This is a genomic window from Marinomonas sp. KMM3893 (assembly GCF_004352855.1).
Classification (GTDB): domain Bacteria; phylum Pseudomonadota; class Gammaproteobacteria; order Pseudomonadales; family Marinomonadaceae; genus Marinomonas; species Marinomonas arenicola.
In genome coordinates, this window is sequence record NZ_SJSC01000001.1 from 225,741 (window position 1) to 249,756 (window position 24,016).

Consider the following 24,016-nt stretch of genomic DNA (forward strand, 5'->3'; position numbering starts at 1 on the left):
CTTAATAAAGAGAATGTGCGTTTTTCTCGATATGCTCTTTGCTGATACGACCAAACATCACAATGTAAGACCAAATGGTGTAACACAAGATAATCGGCACAAAGATACACGCGGCGATAAACATGATTTGCAAGGTGTGTTGACTAGAAGTCGCATCCCACATAGTCAAACTCATGCTAGGAAAAGTAGACGATGGCATTAGGAATGGGAACATAGACCCACCTGCAGTGACAATAATACCCACGATACCCAAAGAGGAACTTAAGAAAGCCAAGGCGCCTTTGTTCACACGACTCGCAAACGCAGCAACCAACAAACCTAATACACCCAATACAGGAGCCAGCATTAATAAAGGCACCTTATCGTAGTTCGCCAACCAAGCGCCTGGCTCAATAGACACTTCTTTCATCAATGGAGTAAGGACTTGACCACCATCGATGGCACTCGTAATGACGTACCCTTGGATACCATACGCTAACCACACACCCGCTAAGATGAACAACACAGCGCCAAGTAATGAGGTCACTATGGTGGCTTTGCGAACGCGTTTCAGCAAGTCCCCTTCTGTTTTCATCTGCAACCAAGCACCACCTTGGGTAATGATCATCATCAGACTCACCAAGCCACACAAAATAGCGAAGGGATTCAATAGCCCAAAGAAAGAACCGGTGTAATCTACACGCAAGAACTCGTCAAATTGGAATGGCACACCTTGTAGTAGGTTACCAAAGGCCACACCAAAGATAATAGGTGGCACGATAGAACCAAAACCTATGCATAAATCCCAGTTTCTTTTCCAACGAGGCGAGTCAATTTTCGAGCGGTAATCAAAGCCAATTGGGCGAAACCACATCGCGGCTAAGGTCAAGATCATCGCCATATAAAACCCTGAGAACGAAGCCGCATACACCACAGGCCAAGCCGCAAATAACGCCCCGCCCGCCGTAATAAACCATACTTGGTTACCGTCCCAGTGAGGGGCCATGGAGTTAATCATCACGCGGCGTTCGCTGTCATCACGAGTGATAATATTGACCAAGCTACCCACGCCCATATCAAAACCGTCGGTGATGGCAAAGCCAATCAATAGCACTCCGACCAATACCCACCAGATTAATTTTAAGACATCATAATCCATGTTAAATCTCCTGCGATTTTATCTGAGCCGTTTCGTTTTCAAGTGCATAACGACCGGTGTGCAAGCTAGAAGGACCCTGTTTAGAGAAACGAATCATGAGATACATTTCTGCGATCAAGAAGGCGGTGTAAAGTAACGTAATGCCGATAATAGTGGTCCAAAGCTCGCCTTCTGTTAAACCAGAAGCGGCTAAGTTCACAGGCAATATTTCACCAATCGCCCATGGCTGACGACCATATTCAGCAACCAACCAACCTGCTTCACATGCAATCCAAGGAACCGGCAAACTAAATAGAATCACTTTCAAGAACCAACGGTTCTGACCAATTCGACGGCGTGCGTTTTGGTAGAAAGCGGCGGCAAAAATCAGCAACATAAAGAAGCCAAGACCGACCATGATTCGGAAAGAGAAGAAGATAGGCGCCACATGCGGAATGCTGTATTCCACGGTTTGATCTATTTGAGCCGCCGTGACGTTGTTCATGTCGTCGGCAAAGGTTTTTACCAACAAGCCATAACCTAGGTCCCCTTTCACTTTTTCGAAATCGGCTTTCACTTGAGGATCTGTTGATCCATCACGCAATTTCTGAAGCAGCTGGTTCGCATAGATGCCGTTGATAATACGCTGACGGTTTTGCTCTTTAAGCTGATCAATACCAGTCACTTGTTTGTCCAGCGAGCGAGTGGCGATCAAGCCGAGGGCACCGGGAATTTTAATCGCGTATTCGGTTTTTTCAATGTCTTGATTCGGAAGACCGATCAAGGTGAAATCCGCAGGCGCTTGCTGTGTGTCCCATTCGGCCTCAATGGCGGCCATTTTCACTTTTTGAACATCGCCAATTTCATAACCAGACTCATCACCCAATAAGATTACACTTAATGTGGCGGCTAAACCGAAGGCTGAAGCAATAGCGAAAGAACGACGAGCAAAAGCCAGGTCACGACCTTTTAGCAAATAATAACTTGAGATCGCTAAGACAAACATCGCGCCAGTACAGTAACCCGCTGACACAGTGTGAACAAATTTCACCTGAGCCACTGGGTTAAATAACAAAGCACTAAAGTCGACCAATTCCATGCGCATGGTTTCATAATTGAATTCAGAGCCCACTGGGTTTTGCATCCAACCATTGGCAATCAAAATCCACAAGGCCGACATATTAGAGGCGAAAGCCACCAACCAAGTCACCGCCAAATGTTTGGCTTTGCTTAAACGGTCCCAACCGAAAAAGAACAGCCCCACTAAAGTAGATTCTAGGAAGAAGGCCATTAACCCTTCTATCGCCAGCGGCGCACCAAAAATATCCCCGACATAATGGGAGAAATAAGACCAGTTGGTACCAAACTGGAACTCCATAGTAAGACCTGTCGACACGCCCAGGGCAAAGTTAATACCAAATAACTTACCCCAAAATTTCACCATGTCTTTATAAACTTGCTTGCCTGTGATGACGTAAACCGACTCCATAATGGCAAGAATAAAAGATAACCCGAGTGTTAAAGGAATAAACAAAAAGTGGTACAAAGCAGTTAGAGCAAACTGGAACCTCGATAAGTCCACTACCGTTTCATTGATCATAATGACTTCAACCCATTCACTTGATTGAGAAAAGACGTTCACAGGCACTTTTCTTTAAACTCAATGCTCTTGTTGTTTTACGTCCGCCGCCGCTCCAGCCATTGGAGCTAACTATAAGCGTGAATTATGAGTGAGCTTGTCTTTAGAAACATTGCGTTAGATCAAGAGAAAGACAGAGAAAACCATTCAATGGTGTTTGGACACTTTTTATAGACCTAGGTCAAATAACCGTAGGCCATGCGATAAGTTCGTGATTTGGTTGGTTTTATAACAGCCTGTTGTGATGGTGGGTTCTTTAAAAAGGGTATTGAGTGAACATGTCCTCGATCATCTGATCAAGCGGCGCTTCTTGTCCGTAGGTTTTTGCGTATACTCGCAAACCAGAAATTTGGATTTGTATGTAACGGGCTAATTCTCTCGGTGTTTGGTTTTGTTTCACTTCACCTAATGCTTGAGCGTCTGCAATTAACAAAGCAAATTCTGTTTCTATTTGTTTGAGTGAATTTTTTGCTTCTTCTAATAACTCAGCATTGTCTTCGGTTAATTCAGCGACGGTTTTCGCCAACATACACATACCATTCGGCGCCTTGGTTTGTGAGTCAATCACCAGCATTTTGACAAAGCTTTGCAGCGCACTAATCGGCGATGAGGTTTCACGTCGGCAAGCATGTAAGGCAGCGATTCCCTGCTGCGTGTAACATTTCAACGCTTCTTTAAACAAGCCTTCTTTGCTACCAAAAGTCGCATAAATACTGCCTGGTCGCATATCAATTACGTCCTGGAGGTTACGCATTGAGGTGGCATGAAACCCCTTTTCCCAATACAAATCAGTCGCTTTATTCACCACCTGATCGCGGTCAAACTTGGCATTTTTTCTCATTGTCACTCTTCTATAAAAAAACTTTTTGAACGATCGCTCAATTTTAACTTGAACGAACGTTCAAAACCACTTATTATTCGTTTTATTGAAAACAAGGCCGAACAATCAGCCACCAAAATCATCCACTGTTTAATAGGATATACCATGAGCGAATTTACCATCCATACTCTAGAAAGCGCACCAGAAGCGAGCAAAGAAGCCGTTGAGGCCTCTATAAAAGGCAATGGTTTTTTACCTGGTTTACACGGTGTAATGGCGGAAGCACCAGGGCTACTTGAAGGCTATCAGGTGTTGCACAAACTGTTCACCGAGTCTTCTTTCAACGCAGAAGAACTGACCGTTGTTTGGCAAACCATTAACGTTGAACATGCTTGCCATTACTGTGTTCCTGCCCATACCGGCATTGCGCATATGATGAAAGTAGACCCAGCATTAACCGAAGCATTGCGTAATCAAGAAGCCATGCCAACAGAGAAATTACAAGTGCTGCATGAAACCACATTGGCGATGACTCGCAATCGTGGTTTCCTAACTCAAGAAGAAATAACACGCTTCTTTGAAGCGGGTTATGCTCAGCGTCAATTGCTGGAAATTGTTTTAGGTCTATCTCAAAAAGTAATGAGTAATTACACAAACCATCTAGCAGAAACGCCTGTTGATTCTGTCTTTGAAAAGTTCGCTTGGCAGCCTAAATAAACGACCTACTGCACGCCCAAAAAACGTGCTTTCTAGCGCAAAAACACAATGTACCTCCTAACCATTAGGGGGTATTTTTTTATCTTTTCTTTGTCATAAAAAAACCATTATTTAATTTGCTATTTTCGCTTTTCCTAACGCCATAAAATCACGATAAACACGACTTACCCCAGCACTGCCTTTTTAGGCCAATCACGCCATAAAGACTGCGCTTCAGCGCTATTTTACTGATTTGATTTTTCAATATAGAGTTGAAGAATTAATCGATTTTTTGGTACAAAAAACGGCGAGAAAAAGCGTAAATATGTGTCAAAGTGTGTGTAAAAAATGTACTATTATGTAAAGGTATTACATTGTAGGTAGAGTTCTATGAGCATTGAAGATTCAGCAAATAAGCACATCGAGTTTTTAAGCCAAAATAGCTACAGCCCACTACTGTATGTTGTGAATCACTATAATTTATTACTCATTAATTATAAGACACTTAATGGCATAACAAATTACGAATTCATTAATCAGTTCATGCAAGAGCAAGATCACCAAGGACTCGTCATTTTTGATGTTCCTAAAGACGGTGATATCTTAGCGCTTAAAGAATGGCCTAATCTCAAAGGCATTTTTTATGACGATGCTGATGAAGCTTTGTTTCAAAAAGGTTTTGAAGCCATCAACAGTGGAGAGTTATGGTTTCCTAGAGCGGTAACGGATTGTTGGATGCGACAAATGCTTCACCATGAGCAACAAAGTATGTTGCGCTCTAATAACCTTACTCGTAAAGAAGTGAAAGTACTAAACCTGCTTTTCTCTGGTTTAGAATCCAGCGCTATTGCCGACAATCTTTTTATCAGTGAAGCGACCGTTCGGGTCCATCTGCACAAAATCTACCACAAAATTGAAGTGAAAAATAAACAACAAGCACGAGAATGGTGCAAACAAAATCTCAGTAAGTTTAACAACGAACCTTGATAAGGTTCCTGCCAATAACGCAGGGTTCAACGGTTATTCCGCTATTTTTTCTGCTTTTCAGATCTCATTCCGTTGTCTATTTTAGAGTTCTATTTTTTATTTATCTAATAGTTAAGCGGTGCAACATGAAACCGAATCGTGTCACTGTATTCACCCGCCGCCTGCCTTTGAAATTCACCTAATTGCATGCCTAATCTCAATAAGAAAACCGTTTGCCCTTTATAAGCAAAGGTTCTTTTCGTTTCACCTAGAAGGTTTAACCTGTCTCCTTCCAAGCTCAAATAATAGTCAATGGCGTATTTTTTCTTATAAAGTGTGTGAATGAGATGGCCTTTGTTTTCTGAGCTTACGCTGAGCTGAACATCTGCGTTTGTGACCACTTTAAAAGTGGGTAACATGTTGTACTCTCTACCTGAAACCAGCTCTCCTAAATTAATTACATTTGAACTCGAGTTGTAGCCCACCACAGACAAACTGGTTCTAGGTAAAATATTTTCTTTAATTGCAAACTCTCGTTCATCTAATAGATTGTTATTTCTGTCATAGAGTTTTAGCTCTAATCGATCAGAATAGTCTCCAGCTTTAACCGGGGTTCCCGCGCGTATTAATAGTTCAATATCGACAGAGGAATCGACTAAATTCAAGCGCGTCACAGAGGAACTAATCGTCTGCTGAACATCACTTTTAACGTAATAAGGAATGGTCTGAAATTGGCCTTTTAGCCGATTCTGATTTTTACTAGTCAGCACCATATGCAGCTGACAATTTTTACTGTCTTGCACATCGATATGTAGACGTTTTTTTGCATCATTTGCCTGCTGTGCATAATAGTTTTCAAAATCATCCGACAAATGCTTAATTGCACCGATCTTGGCGGTACAGTCTGCATAAGCTATATGAGAAAAACCTAAGAAAACAACACTCACGATCCATAAAGGTAACTTTTTAGTGTACATAAATTTCTCCTATCCTTTGCAATTGCTCACCTTTTTTCACATCGATATTAAAAGTAGATTGCTTTTCATCTTTTAAAGTGACTTCGTAAAGGCAAGGCTTTAGCCCCGTGATGGCAAAGCGCCCAGATCTATTGGTGAAAAAGACATTCTCTTTTTTACTACTGTCGGTGGTACAAACCGCGGTACCTACCTGCAATGCCAGCGGCTCTTTATTCTCATCTAATAAAGTGGCGATAACAGAGATATTGGCTTCAGTTCCTACCACAACCCCATAACCACTGCGGTAAGACGGATAGAAAGATAATACGCCTGATCCAATGTCATAGCCTGGTGCTAAGTCATGTACGTCCACCGTAATCGATGAATGGCTGTATGAGTTTAAGTCACTGACTAAAATGCTGTCGAAGTCCTTGTTACTCGCCCGATATTCATCTTCATAACTGCCCAATTCTATGGTTCTATCACCTAACGTTGGGTGTGCATCTACCACAGCAAAGCTGTCATTAATGGTTTTACCTACCGCCCATTGGCTTCCTGCAAATGCCACACTAGTTGAAAGACTCAAACGGCTTTGATGCTGGGCAGATTGGGCATTAAGCTGATCGTAATAACTGGCTTGATCAAAGCTCGCGGTAAAGCGGTTGCCATTGTAAAGAGTTGTTAAATCTAAAGCCGCTTCGTCGTCTTCATTTTTCTCTACGCCAGCTCGTACGTTCAAGGCTCCCACATACCTCTGATCATTTTCCTGAGTAAATTCTAAGCGGGTTTTATCAGTATCGGACTGATGGGATAATTTCACTTTTCTTTGGTTGGATAAGCGATAGCTAAAAGACAAGCTAACACTCCAGTCTCGCTCTCCTTGGGTTTCTTCCCACTGCCCGCCTACGCTGTAACGAAATTGGCCTTTAGCTAAATCCTTAGAAAAAGTAATGCCTAACGATTTATTGAAATCTTCTTGGTTATAATCTTTTGAAAAATTAGTAGACAACGAGGTCTGTAGAGTAGGCGTAATAAAAAAACTGTAGTTAGCTTGAATTTGATGCTCAGTATTCGCCGTATCTTCATCTGTGTCTGGTCTATAACCTAGCTGTCTAAAGTTTCGCGTTGAATATTCATAGCCCAAGCTGAAATCTTGATGAGCTGGACTGTTATCGGTAAAAGTGCTGTATACCAGCCGGTAAGCTTGGCCATTCTCATCACTGGCACTAAAGGCATTTTCAAAGGCAATTTGCCCAATGGGTGAAGCGTAAATATTCTTAAGACCCACCTGCTGCACAAATTCATCCGCTTGAGCGTTGGCTCCTACTGTCCAGCTAAGCCCTAAGCCATAATTTAAATAGCCACTGATAAAAGGCTCATCGTAATGATATTCCAACTGATCTTGCAGCTCGGCGGGCACACCGACATGAAGTTCATATTCCAACTCCCCTTTCGCAAATAAATCCAAACCTGTTGTGACATCAAAATTCACATATGTCACCACGCCTACATTGTCGGTAATGCGCAAAGTAATATCGTTACTGCCTTCATTTAGGGGTATATCATTCAAAGAATAAATACCAGCAGCGAGATTTAAGCGTTTGACGACCAAATTATCCACCAACACTTCAACTGACGATGGACTGGTTAGGGTGAAGCTTCTTGAAGCACTTGGGCGAGTAGCTCGATCTGAAACCAATGAGTAATCATGGGTAACTGACAATCCAAGCATACGTGTTGAGGACTGAAAATAACTGCCAAAACTGTAGTTATCACCAATGGATATACGAGCTCCGTCTAGGGGTAAATCATGAACTAAGCGTGATCCAGTTCGCTTGATATTAGACTCATCAGAGGTGCTGCTTGAGGTGTATTCATTATCATTTTCTATTACCCAGCCTTGCCAGTTCATTACCATTTCAGAACGAAGATCTAGCTGCTCACTGGTGGTTTCTTCCACCTCATCACGCTGATACAAATAACTCGAATAAAGGTTAAAATAACCACTAATGTCTGTTGGAAGGTCGCTTTTTGGTCTTGCACTGTCCGTTTTGACACTTAATGATTGAGGACGAATTAACTCTAATGGTGCCGACATTTTTAAGCTGAAGTCGCTTAAATCGAACGCAACAGAAAATCCTTTTGCTTCTAGTGACTGTTGTGAAATTAGCACGCCATCTAGATCACTTTTAAGGGAGTCCAGTGCACTTGGGTATAGTATCTTAGCTAGGCTCGGCTCTAGCTCACTCCATTTTAGCAATAGGGCGTCTTCTGGTGTCACACTTAATGTCAGCTGACCTATCGAGGTTTTATTCAATTCAGCCTCCACACTCAAATCAATAGTTCGATTAGATGGGTTGATTTTCGCCATACTCAATGTCGAAAAAAAAACAATATTAGACATAAAAAAATTCGCATAACTATTCCATCAGCTCTAGTTTTACATTGTTTTTATTCTTTTTTATTAGATCTGACACAGGGATTTTTACGAACATAGCGCTCTTAGGCGGAAAAAAAACGTCGTAGCCCTGAGACTTTAATTCCTGTTTGGCAATGTGCTTTAACTCGACGCCATCTTCAACAATATCAATATCGTAATCACTTAATCGGCTCGCCCCAGCGCCTTTATTCATTACCTTAGCGATTAAGACGCCATTTTTTATATTAGATGGTCCTACGCTTATGTCTGGAGTAAGTACCGCTTGGTCAATATGAACAATCAAATTAACGTCCAATAGGATGGTTAACTTCGACTGTTTTTCTATCGGTAAATTCGCAATAGGCTGTTCAATCAAACTGACTTGATAAGTTTTATCGACAGAGGGGACATTCTTACCAACCCATCTAAATTGTATTCGTTGGCTTTTTCCTGCTTTTAAATACAAAGACGGCGGAAAAACCCATAACGGAGCATCATCTACGGGGATCAATTTGGGCTCGCTGTTCCCCGTTGGGTCAAAATCCACTTCATAAACCTGAATATCGAAAGCAATGTCTCTGGGTAACTGGTTGTAAACCAAACTAAAAGGAGTTCTCACAGAATCATATGGCGAAAAAGTAATGACCATGGGGGTTACTTCTACAGCATTAGCTGGTGTTGCCACCAGGCTGTATAGAAATAATGCGGTTACGACTCGCCTTAACATTATAAAACCACTTTTAAATCACTATCAGAGGCATTGAATTCTGACGGAATTCTAATCCTTACTGTGCTTTTTGAATTAGGTAGCACAATTTTCCCACTTAGTGATTGACTAAGTTCTTTGCCTTCTAACACAAGGTTTTTATCATGGCTATTTATCATCCATTTCGATTGAGTCAGACGAACAAACTTATTCCCTTTATTCTCTAACTCAACACTCCAAATATCTTTTCCAACTTGCTTTTTGTTCTTAATGATAACTTTCGCTTGAGCATTATCCGGAACCACGTTTAACAATGTCTGAAAACTAACTGTCATACCTATTCCAGAAACATTGGCCTCATCTAAGTTAACTGCAACCTGATTAACAGCAATCCGATAAGCTTTAGAGGCAGACAATACAGGCTCTCCGATATAGCGAACAATGACAGATTGACTTTTCCCAGGTTGAACAATACTGGTTAAAGGAATAATTAGGAAATCCTGATCATTTATTTCTAACTTTTCCTGACCATTACTATCAACTGATAGATTATACGCTTCAATATCAATAGTTAGTGGCTCTTTAGATCCATTATAAACACGAAAAGTTTGCTGAGATTGGCTACCCGAGGGTTTTATCTCTGATACCATAGGCCTAACTTCAAATGAAAAAGCTGAAAAAGAAAAAACAAATAAAAGAAAAGCGATAATATATTTCATAATATTCTTCCTAATAAAAAAGGCAGTGATAAACACTGCCTTTTTTCGTATAGATATTAATTAGCTGTTACAGTCAAGCTCAACTGATCAGTATAATTACCAGAGAAGATAGGAGTATCTACCACTGTAAGAAGAATATTTCCTGTAATACCAGAAGCAAAAGCGGCAGAGCCAGGTTTACTTTGAGATTCACTCAAGTCATCACTACCTGTGGTTGCACTTAGAGTGAAGTTGTATGGTGCTGCATCTAGCAATGCTGTGTAACCAACGCCTGTCGCATCCAAGCCATCAACGGTTTGCATATGACCTTCTGAAGATGTGAGTTTTACCGTCGCACCATCATAGTCATTACATTTCATTGAAAAGTCAAAATCGCTGGTTGCACCAGCGACTAATGAAGGGAAAGCAACAGAGCTGCTATCAACGTTAGTCACTTCACAAACAGATTGAACAGAACCGTTTACAGAAATGTCACTCGCTAATGCGGCGCCAGAAGTAAGAGTTGCGATTGCTGATAATACTATTAACTTTTTCATCTTGATATTCCTTATATAATATTTAATATCTAAAAATTAATGCTTTACCATACTCCACCGGATATTGCTGATGGGGTCATTTCTATGCGAATAACGTCCTGGTAATTCCCCGCATAAATCAAAGGGTCCACTAGTTTAAGCTGTAATGTCGCTATGCTTTTAAATAAAATCTCATTTACGTTAAACATCTTTGTGTTTTTTAGTTGATGCGCCAATACAGAGGTACTGTAATTTGCATCCGCTATCGACAATGTCACGCTATAATCATTTATTTGAGTACCTTTCTGATGGCGCAAACCACCATTCTCAGATTGCATCGATACTCGCATAGGTGAATTACAATCAATCACCAGTTCTGTGCTAGCTAAACCATTATTAGAAAGAGACAAGTTATTGCTCTCTGCTGTAAAGCCACATTTTTCAGGAATATACCCAATTAATGTTAAACTTACGTCATCACTACTATAAGCATTGAAGGCGTAGGCAGATAATATAATTGCAATACTTTTTCTCATTTCCTTTACTTCCTTTTGCCAGCCTCGCTAACACCATTTGATCCTAGATAATAAAAATCTGTTTAGTACGTTTCTATTTGCTTACTTTCATATCGAATAAAGCCGTATCATTTAAATACACCAACATTTACAACTAAATATTTTCATAACTAAATAAATTAAGAAATAAACAAAAAATCAAGATTTCTGGCTTTTCTGATGCCATAACAAAGACTTACAAAAGGTCACAAAGAAGAACAAAATGTAAACATGAGGTAAACATAAAACCACATAGAGCAAGCACAACGTTTGAAAAAAAATTAAACAATCGGTTAATGTTTACAGATACCTTAATCACCTTATACACATCGTTACAGTTCCTTTACCTTTAAAAACGCTTTTTTAGCCACTAAAAAACACGTGATTGCAAGACCAACATGCTACTTTCTTGCTATTTTTTTTCATTATTCCATGAAGGCTCTTTGGCTTTTTATTCGATGGTTTCCTTGCCACCCAGATAAAAACGCTTACTTAGAAGAAAGACACACAAATCGGACAACAAAAGAGAGGGAAAGAAGCGCAACAGAAGAAATTAAAATGAGGAATGAATGGGCGAGCGACACCGAATCATCAAACAACACCTTAGCAGGGAGCATAGGGCCTTATTAAAGCCTGAGTTTATGCTATTGACGACAGCCAAACGAAGATCCAGCAGCCACAAGGTAGCAATAGCCAATAATTTTACTCACTCGATGCCTGGCGCTATGGGGAGTCTTAACTGGCTCTACTCAGTGTGCGCTCTAGGCAGCATACTTCTGCCCTATTTACTTTTTAGGAAGCTGTGCTCTATGGAAAATCTAGTCTATTTAGTTCCTATTGTTTTTTTTGCCGGTATTGTTCGCGGCTATGCTGGCTTTGGCTTTGCCGTGATTGCTGTTATTGGCTTAAACCTATTTCTAGACCCGATTAAAAGCGTGCCTATTGTGTTAGCACTGGATTTCATTTGCAGCATCAGCCTGATTAGAGAAGCGACTAAACACGCGGATAAAAAAACGTTTCGCATTTTGGCTAGTGGCTCAATATTAGGCATTCCAATTGGCCTCTTATTATTGTATTTACTGCCTGCTATCTGGTTGAAACTGGCGATCTGTTCCTTTGTCTTGATACTGGTGATGCTATTAATCAAAAAAGCCAAACCGTCTCAGAACGATTCATTCGGTAAAAAATTATTAACAGGAGTCGCTTCAGGCGTTGGCACTTCTAGTGCCTCTATTGGTGGCCCTATGATCCTTTATTACATTTTATCCAGCCCTCTGAATGTCAGAGCACAGCGGGCTACCATGATTTTATTTTTTATCGTCAGTGAATTGGTTGCGCTAATTGGCCTAGGGTTAAGCCAATCCTCCAGTAATGAGGTGTATCTTGCTATCGCATGCTTGTTAGTGCCCACTATGATAGGCGTTAAAATTGGTCAATTCTTTTTTAACAAACGCCCTCCAACATCCTTTAAGTCCATCTCTCTACCGTTAATGGTCCTCGTTGCGGTCGTTGGGTTTAGCCAAGCCTTTCGTTCTATGTAAAAAAACAGCGCGGAGTAAGTAACCTCATTAAGTGAGGTACTATGCTGCGCTGACACGCCCCTTTCTACTGTCGCCCTTCATTCCTTTGTCCCACCCTTATGTCCGTATATGGTCAATCACGAAACCACGTATTCCCCTGTGTAACCGAGGCTTTAGCAGCGGCTGACATTCGGATTAAACGACGCTAAAACACCTCGCTCTAATATTCCAAAAATAATATCACCTAGATGCCCAGCGCTATTCTGAAGACCGTCTGGGCATAAAAAAGCCAACGCTTTAAGCATTGGCTTTGGTTGAGAAGAACGAGCGATTTAAAAGATACGATTACGTAAATCGATAGCGCTTATTGCATCGCTGCTTTCACATACTCAGGGTTCACAAAGACAGAATAATCCTCTTTTAAACCACTGATTTTTTTCTGCTCCAATAAGAACTCAGACGTGGCTTTCAGAGCCGAAACAACGCCCCCTTTGTCACCACAGCCTAACCAAGCGCAAGACCCTTGCTCTTTAAGCGTTGGGTATTCGTATAGCGCCATCACACTTGGCACAGTATTGATATCACCACCAGTGATTTTACTGATGGATTTGGCCATCGGGTTGTCCGTTGTAAAGCTTGTTTTATGATCGTTGTATTCTTTGTCTACCGCGGCCACAATTTTGACAAAATCGACTAGAAATTGCTTATGGGTTTCCGAAAACTTCTTGTTTGCCACCAACCCATCAAACGTTGGTTTGCCCCAAGAGCTTAATGTTTTCGAGGTAATAAGCACATGACCATTTTGCTTGATTTGCCCTAACACTGGATCCCAAATAAACGCAGCATCTATATCACCGCGACGCCATGCCGCGGCAATGGCACTGGGTTGCATGTTCAACAGTTTCACTTCACTTGGCTTAATGCCAAATTGCTCTAAGGCAAACATCATATGAAAATGCGTTGTCGAGACAAACGGGACGGCAATGGTTTTACCTTTTAGATCAGAGGGTTTCATAATGTCGGAGCCATTACGAACCACCATAGCCTCGGCATCACCAATGTTTTCTAAAATCCAAAAGACCTCTGCTTTCACACCATTACTCACCGCCGCAGCAATAGGGCTAGAGCCTGCAGTCGCAATGTCTACACTGCCTGATGCCAATGCGGTCATGGCTTTCGCACCGGAATCAAAACGCCGCCAATTGATGGTCACACCCAACTTTTTCTCTATGATTTTTTCATCAATTACCTTTTTATAAGGGTTAAAAATCCCTTGGTAACCTATGGTGATTTCTTCTGACATAGCGCTAAATGAAATCGCCATAGCGCCCGCGAACAAAGCTACTTTTTTCACAAATTTCATAGTTATTCCTTGCATGATAGTTTAATAGTTTTAATGAATTATGTGTTTTCAACCTATAACTCAGTCGCCCTGTTATTAGTTATGACCTTTCCATGGAACAAGCTTTCTTTCCAAATAACGCATCAGTAGATCAAAGCAATACGCAATCACACCAATCACTATGATCCCAGCAATGACCACATCGGTACGTAAGAACTCAGACGCGTTTAACACCATAAAACCAATACCTCGTTGCGCCGCGACCATTTCTGCCGCCACCAAGGTTGTCCACCCAAAACCAATTGCGATGCGCATGCCTGTTAACACATCAGGTAACGCACCTTTCGCAATCACTTGGGTTATTACCTGCCAACGACTCGCCCCCATAGAGTAAGCCACTTGAATTTGCTCGATACGCACCGAGGTTACGCCAGCACGAGCGCTCAAAATAATCGGCGCGAGCATGGCCAGAAAGATCAACGTCATCTTGCTGCTTTCATCAATCCCCAACCAAATAATGATGAGCGGTAAGTAAGCCAATGGTGGTAATGGGCGATAGAACTCGATCAGTGGATCAAAAATACCGCGTAAGATGTAGCTGCAACCGATTAAAATCCCGAGCGGAATACCAATCAAACAGGCAAAGAAAAAGGCACCGAAAATTCGCGTCAAACTGGCCGATAAATGTTCTATTAGCGTCGCACCAGCAAACCCGCTATTGGCAATGTCGAGAAACTTTTGAAACACATCAAACGGCGACGGTAAGAACAAAGGATCAATAAACCCCATCTCGGTGACCAAAGCCCAAATGCCAATAAACAAAAGCGTCGACACGACAGAAATAAGGCGGCTGTCGCCTGCCCCAGGCGCGCCATAGAACTCACCACTTTTAATCGAAGGTTTGCTAATTTTCAATTTCGAATAAAGCATGAGTTTTTGTATTAATGGGGTGAACTCTTTGTTTGCTAAAACCGGTGCTTTCGACTCGTTTTTTGCATTTGTATCAGCTAAAGCTGTGGTTGATTTAATGTTCATATTAAGCCCCTTCTTGACCCGTTTCATCGCCATGAATGATCGATAGTATCTTTTCTCTTGTACTGATAAATGCTTCGCTAGATTTCACTTTACGAGCGTCACGACACGCCAAAAACTCTCTATTAAAGTTCAGATCAAACTGGTGAGTAATACGCCCTGGGCGAGGTGACATCACAATCAGACGAGTGGCTAACAACAAGGCTTCATCCACACTGTGTGTGATGAAAAACATCATTTTATTGGTCTCTTGCCAGACATCTAATAACAGCTCTTGCAAGGACTCTCGTGTCAAGGCGTCTAGGGCTCCTAAAGGCTCATCAAGAAGTAGCATTTCTGGATTATTCGCCAACGCTCTGGCAATCCCCACACGCTGCTGCATGCCACCAGACAATTGATAAACGCGGTGATGATGAAAGTCTTCTAACCCCACCAGCTTTAGAAATTCTGCGGCTTTTTCACGACGCTCTTTTTTGCCAACACCTTGTAGCTTAAGACCAAATTCCGTGTTCTCAATCACATCAAGCCAAGGCAACAGCGCGTGCTTTTGAAACACCACACCACGATCTGCTCCTGGACCAATCACTTCATCGCCCAGATCCAAACCACAAGCAATGCGTGGGTAGCCCTTTATTGAGCTATCACCCAATGTTAAATACCCTTTGCTAGGGGCAATAAATCCTGCAATCAAACTCAATAAAGTGGTTTTACCGCAACCTGAAGCGCCTAAGGCAACCACCAGGTCTCCTTGCTCTATCGTCAAATTGATATCAGACAGCGCTGTGACCGCTTCTCCCCCTTGAGAGGCAGGGTAAACTACCGATACATCCCGAATGTCTAATGTATTCATTTTTCCACTCCTGTTCTGCCTAACTCATCTCACGACGTGTAAGGCAATTCGTTAAATCTTGTTATTCAAGTTACTTATCTGACCTCCAAAGCCATAGAGCCAACCCACAAATTTTATGGTCCAGAGAAAAACATAAGAAAACATGGAGTATTTTTTGCATAAATGAACACTAGATTTTCAAGTCCTGTGCTAATTCGAGAAAGGTAATAACAATGACGGACTGTCTAATTAATGTTGAATTCCAACCTGGCAAAAGCTTTCAACAACAAATAAGAGAGAAACTCGTTGATTTAATTAAGAAAGATTATTTTGGCGAGTCTAGTTTACCTTCCAGCCGCAAGATGGCTCAGCTGTTAGGCGTGTCCAGAAATACCGTTATGCTGGTGTACGAAGGCTTGGTTGATGAACGCTTTTTAATTTCTAAAGAGCGCAGTGGCTACTTTGTGAACCCGGAACTAGACGATCAACTCCCCGATACAGTGCACCTTTTAAAGAAGACGCCAGAAAGTGACCTAGGCTGGAGCAAAAGACTCAAAAAAATCCCCTCTTCTTTTAACACCTTGCACAAGGACAAAAATTGGATCACCTACTCATATCCATTTATTTACGGCCAAATAGAGCCCATGCACTTTCCGCTTTATCAATGGCGTGAATGCACTCGCATTGCGCAGAGTCGCGGGAATGTTCATGAGTGGATTGAAGACTATGTGGATGTGGACTCAAAGGCACTAATCAGCCAAATACGTCAAAATATTTTGCCCAAACGCGGCATCACCGCCAGTGCCGACCAGATACTTCTCACCATGGGCACGCAAAATTCGTTTTCTCTTTTGGCTGGTTTACTCACCAATGAAGACACCTTGGTTGGATTAGAAGACCCTGGCTATCCAGACCAACGCCATATTTTTCATGCCTCGCGTTCACAACTCACCTTTTTGCAACTCGATGATCAAGGCGTGGTCACAGGACCACAGCTTAGCCCCTGTGATTATGTTTGCGTGACCCCAAGCCATCAATACCCCACGACGGTCACCATGCCATTGGATAGGCGTATCGCACTATTAGAGCAAGCATCAACAGACGATTTCATCATTATCGAAGACGATTATGAAAGCGAAGTAAATTTCCATGAGCGCCCTTTGCCATCGTTAAAAAGCATGGATGATAAAGGCAGGGTTATTTACGCAGGCAGTTTATCAAAGTCTTTATCACCTGGACTTAGGTTAGGTTATTTAGTGGCGGACGCGGAATTAATCAAAGAACTCAGAGAGCTGCGTCGTTTGCAATATCGCCATCCGCCCGCTAACAACCAAACCGTGGCCGCGCTCTTTATTAGTCAGGGGTACTACGACAGCCATTTGCGCCGGATGAAAACCTTGTATGAAACAAAATGGGGACTGATGTCTCGTGGGTTGAAAAAACACTTAGCACAATGTGAGATAACAGAAACCCAAGGTAGCTTCTGCTTTTGGATAAAATTGCCCAGCCCTTTAAAAAGCTCAGACTTAGTTCGTTTAGCGTCTAATTACAGTATTTTAGTGGAATCGGGAGACAGCCTTTTTGCCCAAGCGCCTTCTCCGCAGAATTACATACGACTGGGGTTCTCGGCGATACCTGAAGATAAAATAGAAAAAGGCCTTGAGGTGTTAGGCACACTCATTTTACAACTGCAAAAAGAATACCCTCGTCAGATATACGCAACGAATTAGCTCTTTAGGAATAACGCGTCGACTTCGCGTTTGTTAATCCCAATTGCTTTTTCGTAAGCTTTTAATCTGACCTTTTTGTTTTTTCTTATCGACGCGTTTCTTTTGTGAAGAGCGCGAAGGTTTGGTCGCTCGACGCGCTTTTTGCACTTTAATGGCGTCAAGAATAAGCGCTTTTAAGCGCGCTAAAGCATCCTCTCGGTTTAACTCTTGGGTTCTATGTTGCTGCGCCTTGATGACAATATCACCCTCTTTCGTTAGACGGCTGTCACTCAACGCCAGCAGACGTTCTTTATGGAAGGCAGGCAAGGAAGAGTTGGCAACATTAAAGCGCAAATGGATCGCCGATGAGACTTTGTTAACGTTTTGACCGCCCGCGCCTTGGGCTCGAATAGCTGTTAATTCAATTTCGTGATCGGGAATGGAAACAGCAATGGAAATTTGCAACATTGGGATAATTTTATAACTCGTCAGCTTAATCTGGCCAAGATTGTAACAGTCTTAGTCAGGCTTTGCTTTGATGGATCGTTTCAAGCTACATTATCAGTTACAATCCGTCTCTTGTCTCAGATTAAGTAGGGAGTTTTTCGTGACTCAGTTTCGTCCTTGTATTGATTTACACCAAGGCAAAGTTAAGCAAATCGTCGGCGGCAGCCTCAATGACAAAGGCGCCAAAGAAAACTTTATTAGTGATTACGACGCAGCGCATTATGCCGCCCTATACCGTGAACACAATTTAACTGGCGGTCATGTTATTGCATTGGGGAAAGGCAATCATAACGAAGCGATCAGCGCGCTAAAAACCTACCCAAATGGTCTTCAATTTGGCGGTGGCGTAACCGCACGTAATGCACAAAGCTATCTTGAAGCTGGCGCATCACACGTTATTGTTACATCGTATTTGTTTGAAAACGGTGAATTCTCTTGGGATCGTCTCGATAAAGTAAAACGTGAAACAGGCGTAGATCGCTTGGTTCTTGATCTCAGCTGCCGCCGTACTGCCAATGGCTGGTACATTGCCACTGATCGTTGGCAAACCATTACCTCCACAGAAGTGAATAGTGCCAACCTTATTGAACTTGCTGACCATTGCGATGAGTTTCTGATTCATGCGGCCGATGTCGAAGGTTTACAAAGTGGTATTGATGAAGAGCTGGTGACACTGCTTGGCCAAGGTTGTCCGGTTGCCGTGACTTACGCTGGCGGCGCGCGCTCGTTAGACGATTTAAAACGCGTCAATCAACTCTCCAATGGCAAGGTAGATCTGACCATTGGCAGCGCGCTTGATATCTTCGGCGGACAAGGAATTACCTTAGACGAATGCATCCTTTGGAATCAGACAAAAGCCTAACCTTTTTTGCTTCTATGATGCCGACATGACTCGTTCAAGATGCCTTCAATCACCACACCAATGAAGGCATCTTAATTCATCAAGTGCTTAATTTAAGGGCATTTCAGTCAGAGACAAACCGACAAAACCTTCAAACAAACATTTGCTTCTTCAGACAGTCCTTTTACAGTTCTTTTGATAGTATTGACGCAGATGATTCGAGCACGAGATCTCGACATCACCGGGTCCATGCCGCATACTAGCTGCACTTATTTTTATATCTAATCTTAGGATTATTCAATGTCGCTATTCCGTGCAGGCTTTTTACTTTTGCCGCTTTTCATCAGTGCATGCTCCTTACCTATTTTGCACAAAACAACGCCATCAGAGACTGAACAAACAACACATCAAGCAAGCTCAAAAGAGCAAGCCGTTACGTCTTCACAAACAAGTGGTGAGCGTTCGCAAGCCCTGCTTGAGACACTTGACGAGGAAATGAAACAAGCCGCAGCTCATCATTCAGAGCTTCTGGCTCGCTCTGGGACAGCGCCCAGCATTCCATCCATAGACAAAGAGTCTATGACCACACAGCTGCTTACCTCTGAAGCCATTCAACAACTGCGTGCTTACAACGATCAGACCAGTGAGCAACTTATGGCCATCGACAGCCGCGTAGAGCAACGTAAAAAAGCCGCCTTACCAGGAGACATCATTCAAATATTGGTGTCTAAAACGAACATCACACTGGCCGATTCCAGCTTTGTCACACAACCTTTAATAGGCCAATGGGTTCGCGGCGAAAGTCGAGTTATCCGCTTGAAAGATGGTTTATTATTCGACGCTCAACACTCTGAAGATCTGCGCATCACTTACTCAGAAAGCTATCAGTTGTTGGTCAATGATAAGGTGATCAGTATTGTTAATCCTAACAACGAGAAAAGCCATGCCACGTTTGACGTTGATACCAGCGAAAACAATGGCACCATTATCGGCTCTTTAGATTACCGCCAAGTAACTGGCAGCCACTAACGCATCATTGCCCCTCGCAATGCGCTGTTATAACAAATATGGTTAGCAACACGGCTACGGCAAGAACGAAGCACATCCAGCGTGCTTCGTTTAATGCTGACTCAGCTGTTCTCGGTTCCCACAACCTGGTTCTAGGGTTAGCATGGCGGAACGCTGCTGCTGAACATGATCCAACGTCATTTGAATCCACGCTAGGTACTGGCTAATCCAACTGGCAAAGAGACGGTCGCTAATTCGCTCCACCATCCTTCTGATTCTTTTTAGCGCTTGGCGATTTACACTCATGACTCGACTTGGTGCATGTTTGTCAGAGGACTTTAAAGCCATCAAATACGCCTTCGCAATGTAACCTGCCTCTAAATTCATCGTACCACTGTCTTTCGGCAATGGTGCTAAGCTTACCAACAAGCTGTCACATAGCGTTCGATACTGAGTAGACACCCGCTGGAAAAAATGCTGCTCTGCCGTATTGGTCGCGCGCTTATAGAGATTGGAATTGGCAACACTGCCATCGAAACTAATAGAAAGAATATCAACCATCAGTCGCGAGTCGGCGTCACAATAGGCCTTGGTATTATTGTTACTCGGTTGCATGATTTATCCCCTCTCGATATGGCGTGTTTTGTGTAAATAACCTATAAAACGAATCTGTTTACTGAAAAGTCTCTTACAAAGGCTATGCCAACTTAGCCAACCTGTGATGTTATAGGAGCTAACCTAGCAATTTGATGTTTCAACTGGGTGAAAACTGGATGAAAACAGGAAGAAATTACACGTTATCTTGTCAGCCTTACACAGCGTAAGATGATTAAACAGGATTCTTAAGGAGAGCTAACATGCCATCACCAAAGCTTTTTATACACACTCGTGATCCATCATTAGCCTCTGCTCTATTGTCTTTAGACAGCGTTCGACAATTTGAGCTAATGATAAGTAACCAAGCTGAATGCTGGTTAGAACAACTAACACACTCGCAATGTCAGGTCGCCATAATTGAAGTTGACGGTGTAGAAAAAGCCTCTTTCCTCGCCTTGCAAAATAGCGAATTATTGAACTGCATTGAATTTTCATTTTTCAGCCAAGGCAAACCCGACACCTTGTTGGATGAGCTGATGCATAAAGGAGCTGGGTTCCATTATCGCGCCCCCTTTAATTACTCATTAATCGAAGCCTCGTTACGAGAGTCTTTTATCGAACTCAGTGATAGCAAAAGTAGCGCATTAAGCAACACCAGTAATTTAGACCAGTTTGGTCAATTAGTGGGCTCTTCCCTCGCTATGCACTCTTTGTACCGCACCATTCGCAAAGTCGCCGCCACCAAGACCAACGCCTTTATTATTGGCGAAAGCGGCTCTGGTAAAGAGCTAGTGGCCAACACATTGCATATCTTTAGCGAGCGCTCTGAAGCGCCATTTGTCGCCATCAACTGCGGCGCCTTAAGCCCAGAACTTATTGACAGTGAATTGTTTGGTCACGTCAAAGGCTCTTTTACTGGCGCCTACAAGGACCATGAAGGGGTTTTTGAACAAGCCGAAGGAGGCACTCTGTTTCTAGACGAAATCACCGAGATGCCTTACGAGCATCAGGTAAAATTACTGCGGGTACTAGAGAGCGGGGAATACAAACCCGTTGGAGGACAAAACGTCAAAATCGCAGATGTGCGTATCATTGCGGCGACCAACCGCTGCCTTAGCGATGCAATCAAAGAGGAAACCTTCCGAGAAGATCTGTATTTTCGATTGGCTCAATTCCCTATTAGCGTTCCGCCACTGCGAGACCGTGAAGAAGACGCTAGCGGCCTAGCGCAACACTTCTTGGCGTATCGTAATGCCCAAGATAACACCCATAAAAGCCTCTCAAAAAGCACCCTTGATAAAATACAAAGCTATTCTTGGCCTGGTAATGTGCGCGAATTAAAGCACACCATTGAACGCGCCTGCATACTGGCAAATGATGTGATTAAGCCAGAACATTTGATTATCAATAGCCTAGGAGACGATGACCAAGCCGATGACAGTCAAAAAGTGCCCGTTGGTATGCGCCTCGATGACATCGAAAAAATTGCCATCACCGAAACCTTAAAAGAAAACGCGGGCAATAAAACAGATACCGCTCAACAGCTCGGCATCAGTGTGAAAACGCTTTATAACAAACTGGACAAATACGACAACTCTCATTAACCAACCTTCGATGCACAGTGGCGAGTCTCCGTCTGCTCAGTAGATCAGGAGACCGCAGAGAAAATGCTCATTGCGCTGTTTTTTGAGCCTCTTTGGTGCCAGAGTTTTCTTTTAGCGCATTGTTTAAAGCAGACTCAGGCACCACCACATTCAGTGAATTTGGATTGACCTTAATATTAATCGTATCAGCCTCTCGCTCCTCGCCGTCAATCACATAGCGCCCTACCTGACTAATATCGACGGTGACTTGTCGAGCCGCACGATGGAACACCCCTGACTCTCGCGCCTCTTCGTCATGCTCTGACCCATTATCAGCGTTGGCATCCCCTAACCCTAACAAAGCCAATTCCGCCAAATTCAACAATTGAAAACGATGTGGATCAAGCCAGGTTAAATCCAACTCACCGTCCATAATATTTGGCATTCCCCTACCTTGCGCCAACAAGGTGGTGATGGGAGCGGCATTGGCTATTGTGAGACTCGGTGTCTTAATCATAAACGTCTCTTCATCGTCTAATGACACCTGAAACTCATGCACATCATTTTGGCTGATGGCTTCTCGTAAACCTTGTAAATAAGCAAGTTGCCCACTGGTGTTTTTCTTCTCACGGTCCGCTTTTTCAATCATTTGTTGTTCAAAGCCCACACCAACCATAAGCAGCATTAGCTCACCATTGCACTCGGCGGTATCAATTTTTTGCTCACACCCTTCCACTAAATTAATGCACGCGGTTTCCACTGGCGCCACTTTGGACAAGACGCCGCACAACACATGGCTCAACGCATTTGCGGTACCAAAAGGAATGATACCCAGCTTGATATCACTGCCCACCAGCGCGCTCGCCACTTCCGCCACGGTACCGTCTCCTCCGCAAGCAATAACAAGGTCTGGAGAAGCGTTTACCGCCTCTTTGGCATAAACCGTCCCATTATTCTCAGGGGACGTTATTTTCACAGTCACATCATAATAAGCACTCAGATAACGCAAAATAAACGCTTTTTCAGCTTCCCATTGGCGCTTTCCTGCAACGGGGTTAGCAATCAGCCAAGCGGTATTACGCACCGTGAGTAAACCATTTTTATGGGCGCGCTTTAGCGCCTTAAACTGACGTTTATTCAGGCGTGCCGTTTGACGAATGGCGCGAATTTTTTCCATCACGTCGTCGGGTGAGCAGTTTGGATTTTGGCTCAATAAATACGCCGCCATAACAAAAACCGAACGTCCGCGACCTAACGCACAATGAATCATCACCGAACGGCCTGTTTTTCGATGTGTGTGTATCCAGTTTAAGGCTTTGTATATTTGCACGTTAGAGGGCGTCGAATGATCCAACACAGGAATATTTAGATAATCCACATGCTGTTGACTGGACACCCAATTCAACGAAGTAAATTCAGCGGTCACATCAAGGATCGCCGCTATATTCTCACTTTTAAGGTGATGCACATCAGAAGGGAAAAGACGACGGGCAAGGTACAAACCTTCGTCGATTTTTTGCAAGGCTGGCACGGTATCACGGCTACGTTGCCAAGAATTGTACAGCTGAGTCGTCCATAGGAAAGGATGAAATACCCAGCGGATATACACGGGCACACTGCCGTCGGAGCGTTTTCGAAAAATGGTGGGGTTGTTTAATAAATACGCCAGGCTGACAGCCAGATAGGACAAGGTAAACCACGCCAATGCCAACTTAAAATAGACATTAGAAGTCAATGTTGTCAGCAGTGCTAACACCACTGTGATGTAGAAATAATATTGTGGCTGAAACAAAGGCACGCCTCCTCGTCACTCTACTAAAACTTAACTAATCTTAATAAACTAACATCATCCAGAAAACCAACACTGTCCTCAAAAGCAACGCTATTCAATCAACATAGCACTTACTTTGCCCAGAAATCTATACGAGATCTGGGCAAAGC

Annotated in this window: 22 protein-coding genes; 7 read left to right on the top strand and 15 right to left on the bottom strand. The window is 42.9% G+C overall.

What is annotated here, in order from left to right; translation table 11 throughout:
• Window position 1 precedes the first annotated feature (1 nt).
• The 3 genes from cydB to E0D71_RS01055 all read right to left on the bottom strand — a co-directional run bounded on the left by cydB (window position 2) and on the right by E0D71_RS01055 (window position 3,597).
• The gene (gene cydB / locus E0D71_RS01045) at window positions 2-1,138 is read right to left on the bottom strand and encodes a cytochrome d ubiquinol oxidase subunit II (protein WP_133001452.1); all 1,137 of its coding nucleotides are present in this window, start codon (window positions 1,136-1,138) and stop codon (window positions 2-4) included.
• Window position 1,139: 1 nt separating this feature from the next.
• Window positions 1,140-2,717 carry a cytochrome ubiquinol oxidase subunit I gene (locus E0D71_RS01050; RefSeq protein WP_133002085.1) on the bottom strand — a complete coding sequence of 526 codons (1,578 nt, stop codon included), beginning with the start codon at window positions 2,715-2,717 and terminating at the stop codon, window positions 1,140-1,142.
• A 295-nt stretch (window positions 2,718-3,012) separates the two neighbouring features.
• A complete protein-coding gene (locus E0D71_RS01055) occupies window positions 3,013-3,597 on the bottom strand; it encodes a TetR/AcrR family transcriptional regulator (protein WP_133001453.1) in 585 nt (194 codons plus the stop codon).
• A gap of 144 nt (window positions 3,598-3,741) precedes the next feature.
• On the opposite strand from E0D71_RS01055, the gene E0D71_RS01060 reads away from it, so the two are divergent.
• Window positions 3,742-4,293, top strand: a complete 552-nt coding sequence (locus E0D71_RS01060; RefSeq protein WP_133001454.1) for a carboxymuconolactone decarboxylase family protein — start codon at window positions 3,742-3,744, stop codon at window positions 4,291-4,293.
• A gap of 369 nt (window positions 4,294-4,662) precedes the next feature.
• Window positions 4,663-5,259, top strand: coding sequence for a LuxR C-terminal-related transcriptional regulator (locus tag E0D71_RS01065; RefSeq protein ID WP_133001455.1), 597 nt, complete (start codon window positions 4,663-4,665; stop codon window positions 5,257-5,259).
• Between the two features lie 104 nt (window positions 5,260-5,363).
• Here E0D71_RS01065 and E0D71_RS01070 read toward each other — a convergent pair whose 3' ends face one another.
• From E0D71_RS01070 to E0D71_RS01095, 6 genes are read right to left on the bottom strand one after another with little or no spacing between them, the layout of a single operon-like run.
• Window positions 5,364-6,215 (bottom strand): hypothetical protein, encoded by an 852-nt coding sequence (locus E0D71_RS01070; protein WP_133001456.1) that lies wholly within the window; start codon window positions 6,213-6,215, stop codon window positions 5,364-5,366.
• Window positions 6,205-8,598, bottom strand: a complete 2,394-nt coding sequence (locus tag E0D71_RS01075; protein WP_207923301.1) for a fimbria/pilus outer membrane usher protein — start codon at window positions 8,596-8,598, stop codon at window positions 6,205-6,207. Before E0D71_RS01075 ends, E0D71_RS01070 begins: the two co-directional genes overlap by 11 nt.
• Before the next feature lie 16 nt (window positions 8,599-8,614).
• Window positions 8,615-9,340, bottom strand: a complete 726-nt coding sequence (locus tag E0D71_RS01080; RefSeq protein WP_133001457.1) for a hypothetical protein — start codon at window positions 9,338-9,340, stop codon at window positions 8,615-8,617.
• Window positions 9,340-10,038: a molecular chaperone gene (locus E0D71_RS01085; protein ID WP_133001458.1), complete on the bottom strand. Its 699-nt coding sequence runs from the start codon at window positions 10,036-10,038 to the stop codon at window positions 9,340-9,342. The genes E0D71_RS01080 and E0D71_RS01085 overlap by 1 nt, the downstream gene beginning before the upstream one ends.
• 56 nt (window positions 10,039-10,094) lie before the next feature.
• Entirely contained in the window at window positions 10,095-10,574 is a 480-nt protein-coding gene (locus tag E0D71_RS01090) for a hypothetical protein (RefSeq protein WP_133001459.1), read from the bottom strand.
• A gap of 44 nt (window positions 10,575-10,618) precedes the next feature.
• Window positions 10,619-11,089 (bottom strand): hypothetical protein, encoded by a 471-nt coding sequence (locus E0D71_RS01095; RefSeq protein ID WP_133001460.1) that lies wholly within the window; start codon window positions 11,087-11,089, stop codon window positions 10,619-10,621.
• An 827-nt stretch (window positions 11,090-11,916) separates the two neighbouring features.
• On the opposite strand from E0D71_RS01095, the gene E0D71_RS01100 reads away from it, so the two are divergent.
• Window positions 11,917-12,648 carry a sulfite exporter TauE/SafE family protein gene (locus E0D71_RS01100; protein ID WP_165942936.1) on the top strand — a complete coding sequence of 244 codons (732 nt, stop codon included), beginning with the start codon at window positions 11,917-11,919 and terminating at the stop codon, window positions 12,646-12,648.
• 343 nt (window positions 12,649-12,991) lie between these two features.
• Here the strand turns inward: E0D71_RS01100 and tauA are convergent, their stop codons facing one another.
• The 3 genes from tauA to E0D71_RS01115 all read right to left on the bottom strand — a co-directional run bounded on the left by tauA (window position 12,992) and on the right by E0D71_RS01115 (window position 15,851).
• A complete protein-coding gene (gene tauA / locus E0D71_RS01105) occupies window positions 12,992-13,990 on the bottom strand; it encodes a taurine ABC transporter substrate-binding protein (protein ID WP_133001462.1) in 999 nt (332 codons plus the stop codon).
• A gap of 75 nt (window positions 13,991-14,065) precedes the next feature.
• The gene (locus E0D71_RS01110; protein ID WP_207923303.1) at window positions 14,066-15,004 is read right to left on the bottom strand and encodes an ABC transporter permease subunit; all 939 of its coding nucleotides are present in this window, start codon (window positions 15,002-15,004) and stop codon (window positions 14,066-14,068) included.
• A gap of 1 nt (window position 15,005) precedes the next feature.
• Window positions 15,006-15,851: a taurine ABC transporter ATP-binding protein gene (locus E0D71_RS01115; protein ID WP_133001463.1), complete on the bottom strand. Its 846-nt coding sequence runs from the start codon at window positions 15,849-15,851 to the stop codon at window positions 15,006-15,008.
• 212 nt (window positions 15,852-16,063) lie between these two features.
• On the opposite strand from E0D71_RS01115, the gene E0D71_RS01120 reads away from it, so the two are divergent.
• On the top strand, window positions 16,064-17,560 hold the full coding sequence (locus tag E0D71_RS01120) for a PLP-dependent aminotransferase family protein (RefSeq protein WP_133001464.1): 1,497 nt from the start codon (window positions 16,064-16,066) through the stop codon (window positions 17,558-17,560).
• Between the two features lie 33 nt (window positions 17,561-17,593).
• Here E0D71_RS01120 and arfB read toward each other — a convergent pair whose 3' ends face one another.
• Window positions 17,594-18,007, bottom strand: a complete 414-nt coding sequence (gene arfB / locus E0D71_RS01125; RefSeq protein WP_133001465.1) for an alternative ribosome rescue aminoacyl-tRNA hydrolase ArfB — start codon at window positions 18,005-18,007, stop codon at window positions 17,594-17,596.
• Between the two features lie 139 nt (window positions 18,008-18,146).
• Between arfB and hisA the strand changes: the two genes are divergently transcribed.
• Together hisA and E0D71_RS01135 are read left to right on the top strand one after the other, a co-directional pair.
• Window positions 18,147-18,908 (top strand): phosphoribosylformimino-5-aminoimidazole carboxamide ribotide isomerase, encoded by a 762-nt coding sequence (gene hisA, locus E0D71_RS01130; protein WP_133001466.1) that lies wholly within the window; start codon window positions 18,147-18,149, stop codon window positions 18,906-18,908.
• A 279-nt stretch (window positions 18,909-19,187) separates the two neighbouring features.
• Complete coding sequence (locus E0D71_RS01135; protein ID WP_133001467.1) at window positions 19,188-19,916, top strand: hypothetical protein; 729 nt, start codon at window positions 19,188-19,190, stop codon at window positions 19,914-19,916.
• 90 nt (window positions 19,917-20,006) lie between these two features.
• Here E0D71_RS01135 and E0D71_RS01140 read toward each other — a convergent pair whose 3' ends face one another.
• The gene (locus E0D71_RS01140) at window positions 20,007-20,510 is read right to left on the bottom strand and encodes a hypothetical protein (RefSeq protein ID WP_133001468.1); all 504 of its coding nucleotides are present in this window, start codon (window positions 20,508-20,510) and stop codon (window positions 20,007-20,009) included.
• A gap of 242 nt (window positions 20,511-20,752) precedes the next feature.
• Here E0D71_RS01140 and E0D71_RS01145 point away from each other — a divergent pair, with 242 nt between their 5' ends.
• A complete protein-coding gene (locus E0D71_RS01145; RefSeq protein ID WP_133001469.1) occupies window positions 20,753-22,096 on the top strand; it encodes a sigma-54 dependent transcriptional regulator in 1,344 nt (447 codons plus the stop codon).
• A gap of 67 nt (window positions 22,097-22,163) precedes the next feature.
• On the opposite strand, the gene E0D71_RS01150 is transcribed toward E0D71_RS01145, so the two are convergent.
• Window positions 22,164-23,867 carry a diacylglycerol kinase family protein gene (locus E0D71_RS01150; protein ID WP_133001470.1) on the bottom strand — a complete coding sequence of 568 codons (1,704 nt, stop codon included), beginning with the start codon at window positions 23,865-23,867 and terminating at the stop codon, window positions 22,164-22,166.
• Window positions 23,868-24,016: the final 149 nt, after the last annotated feature.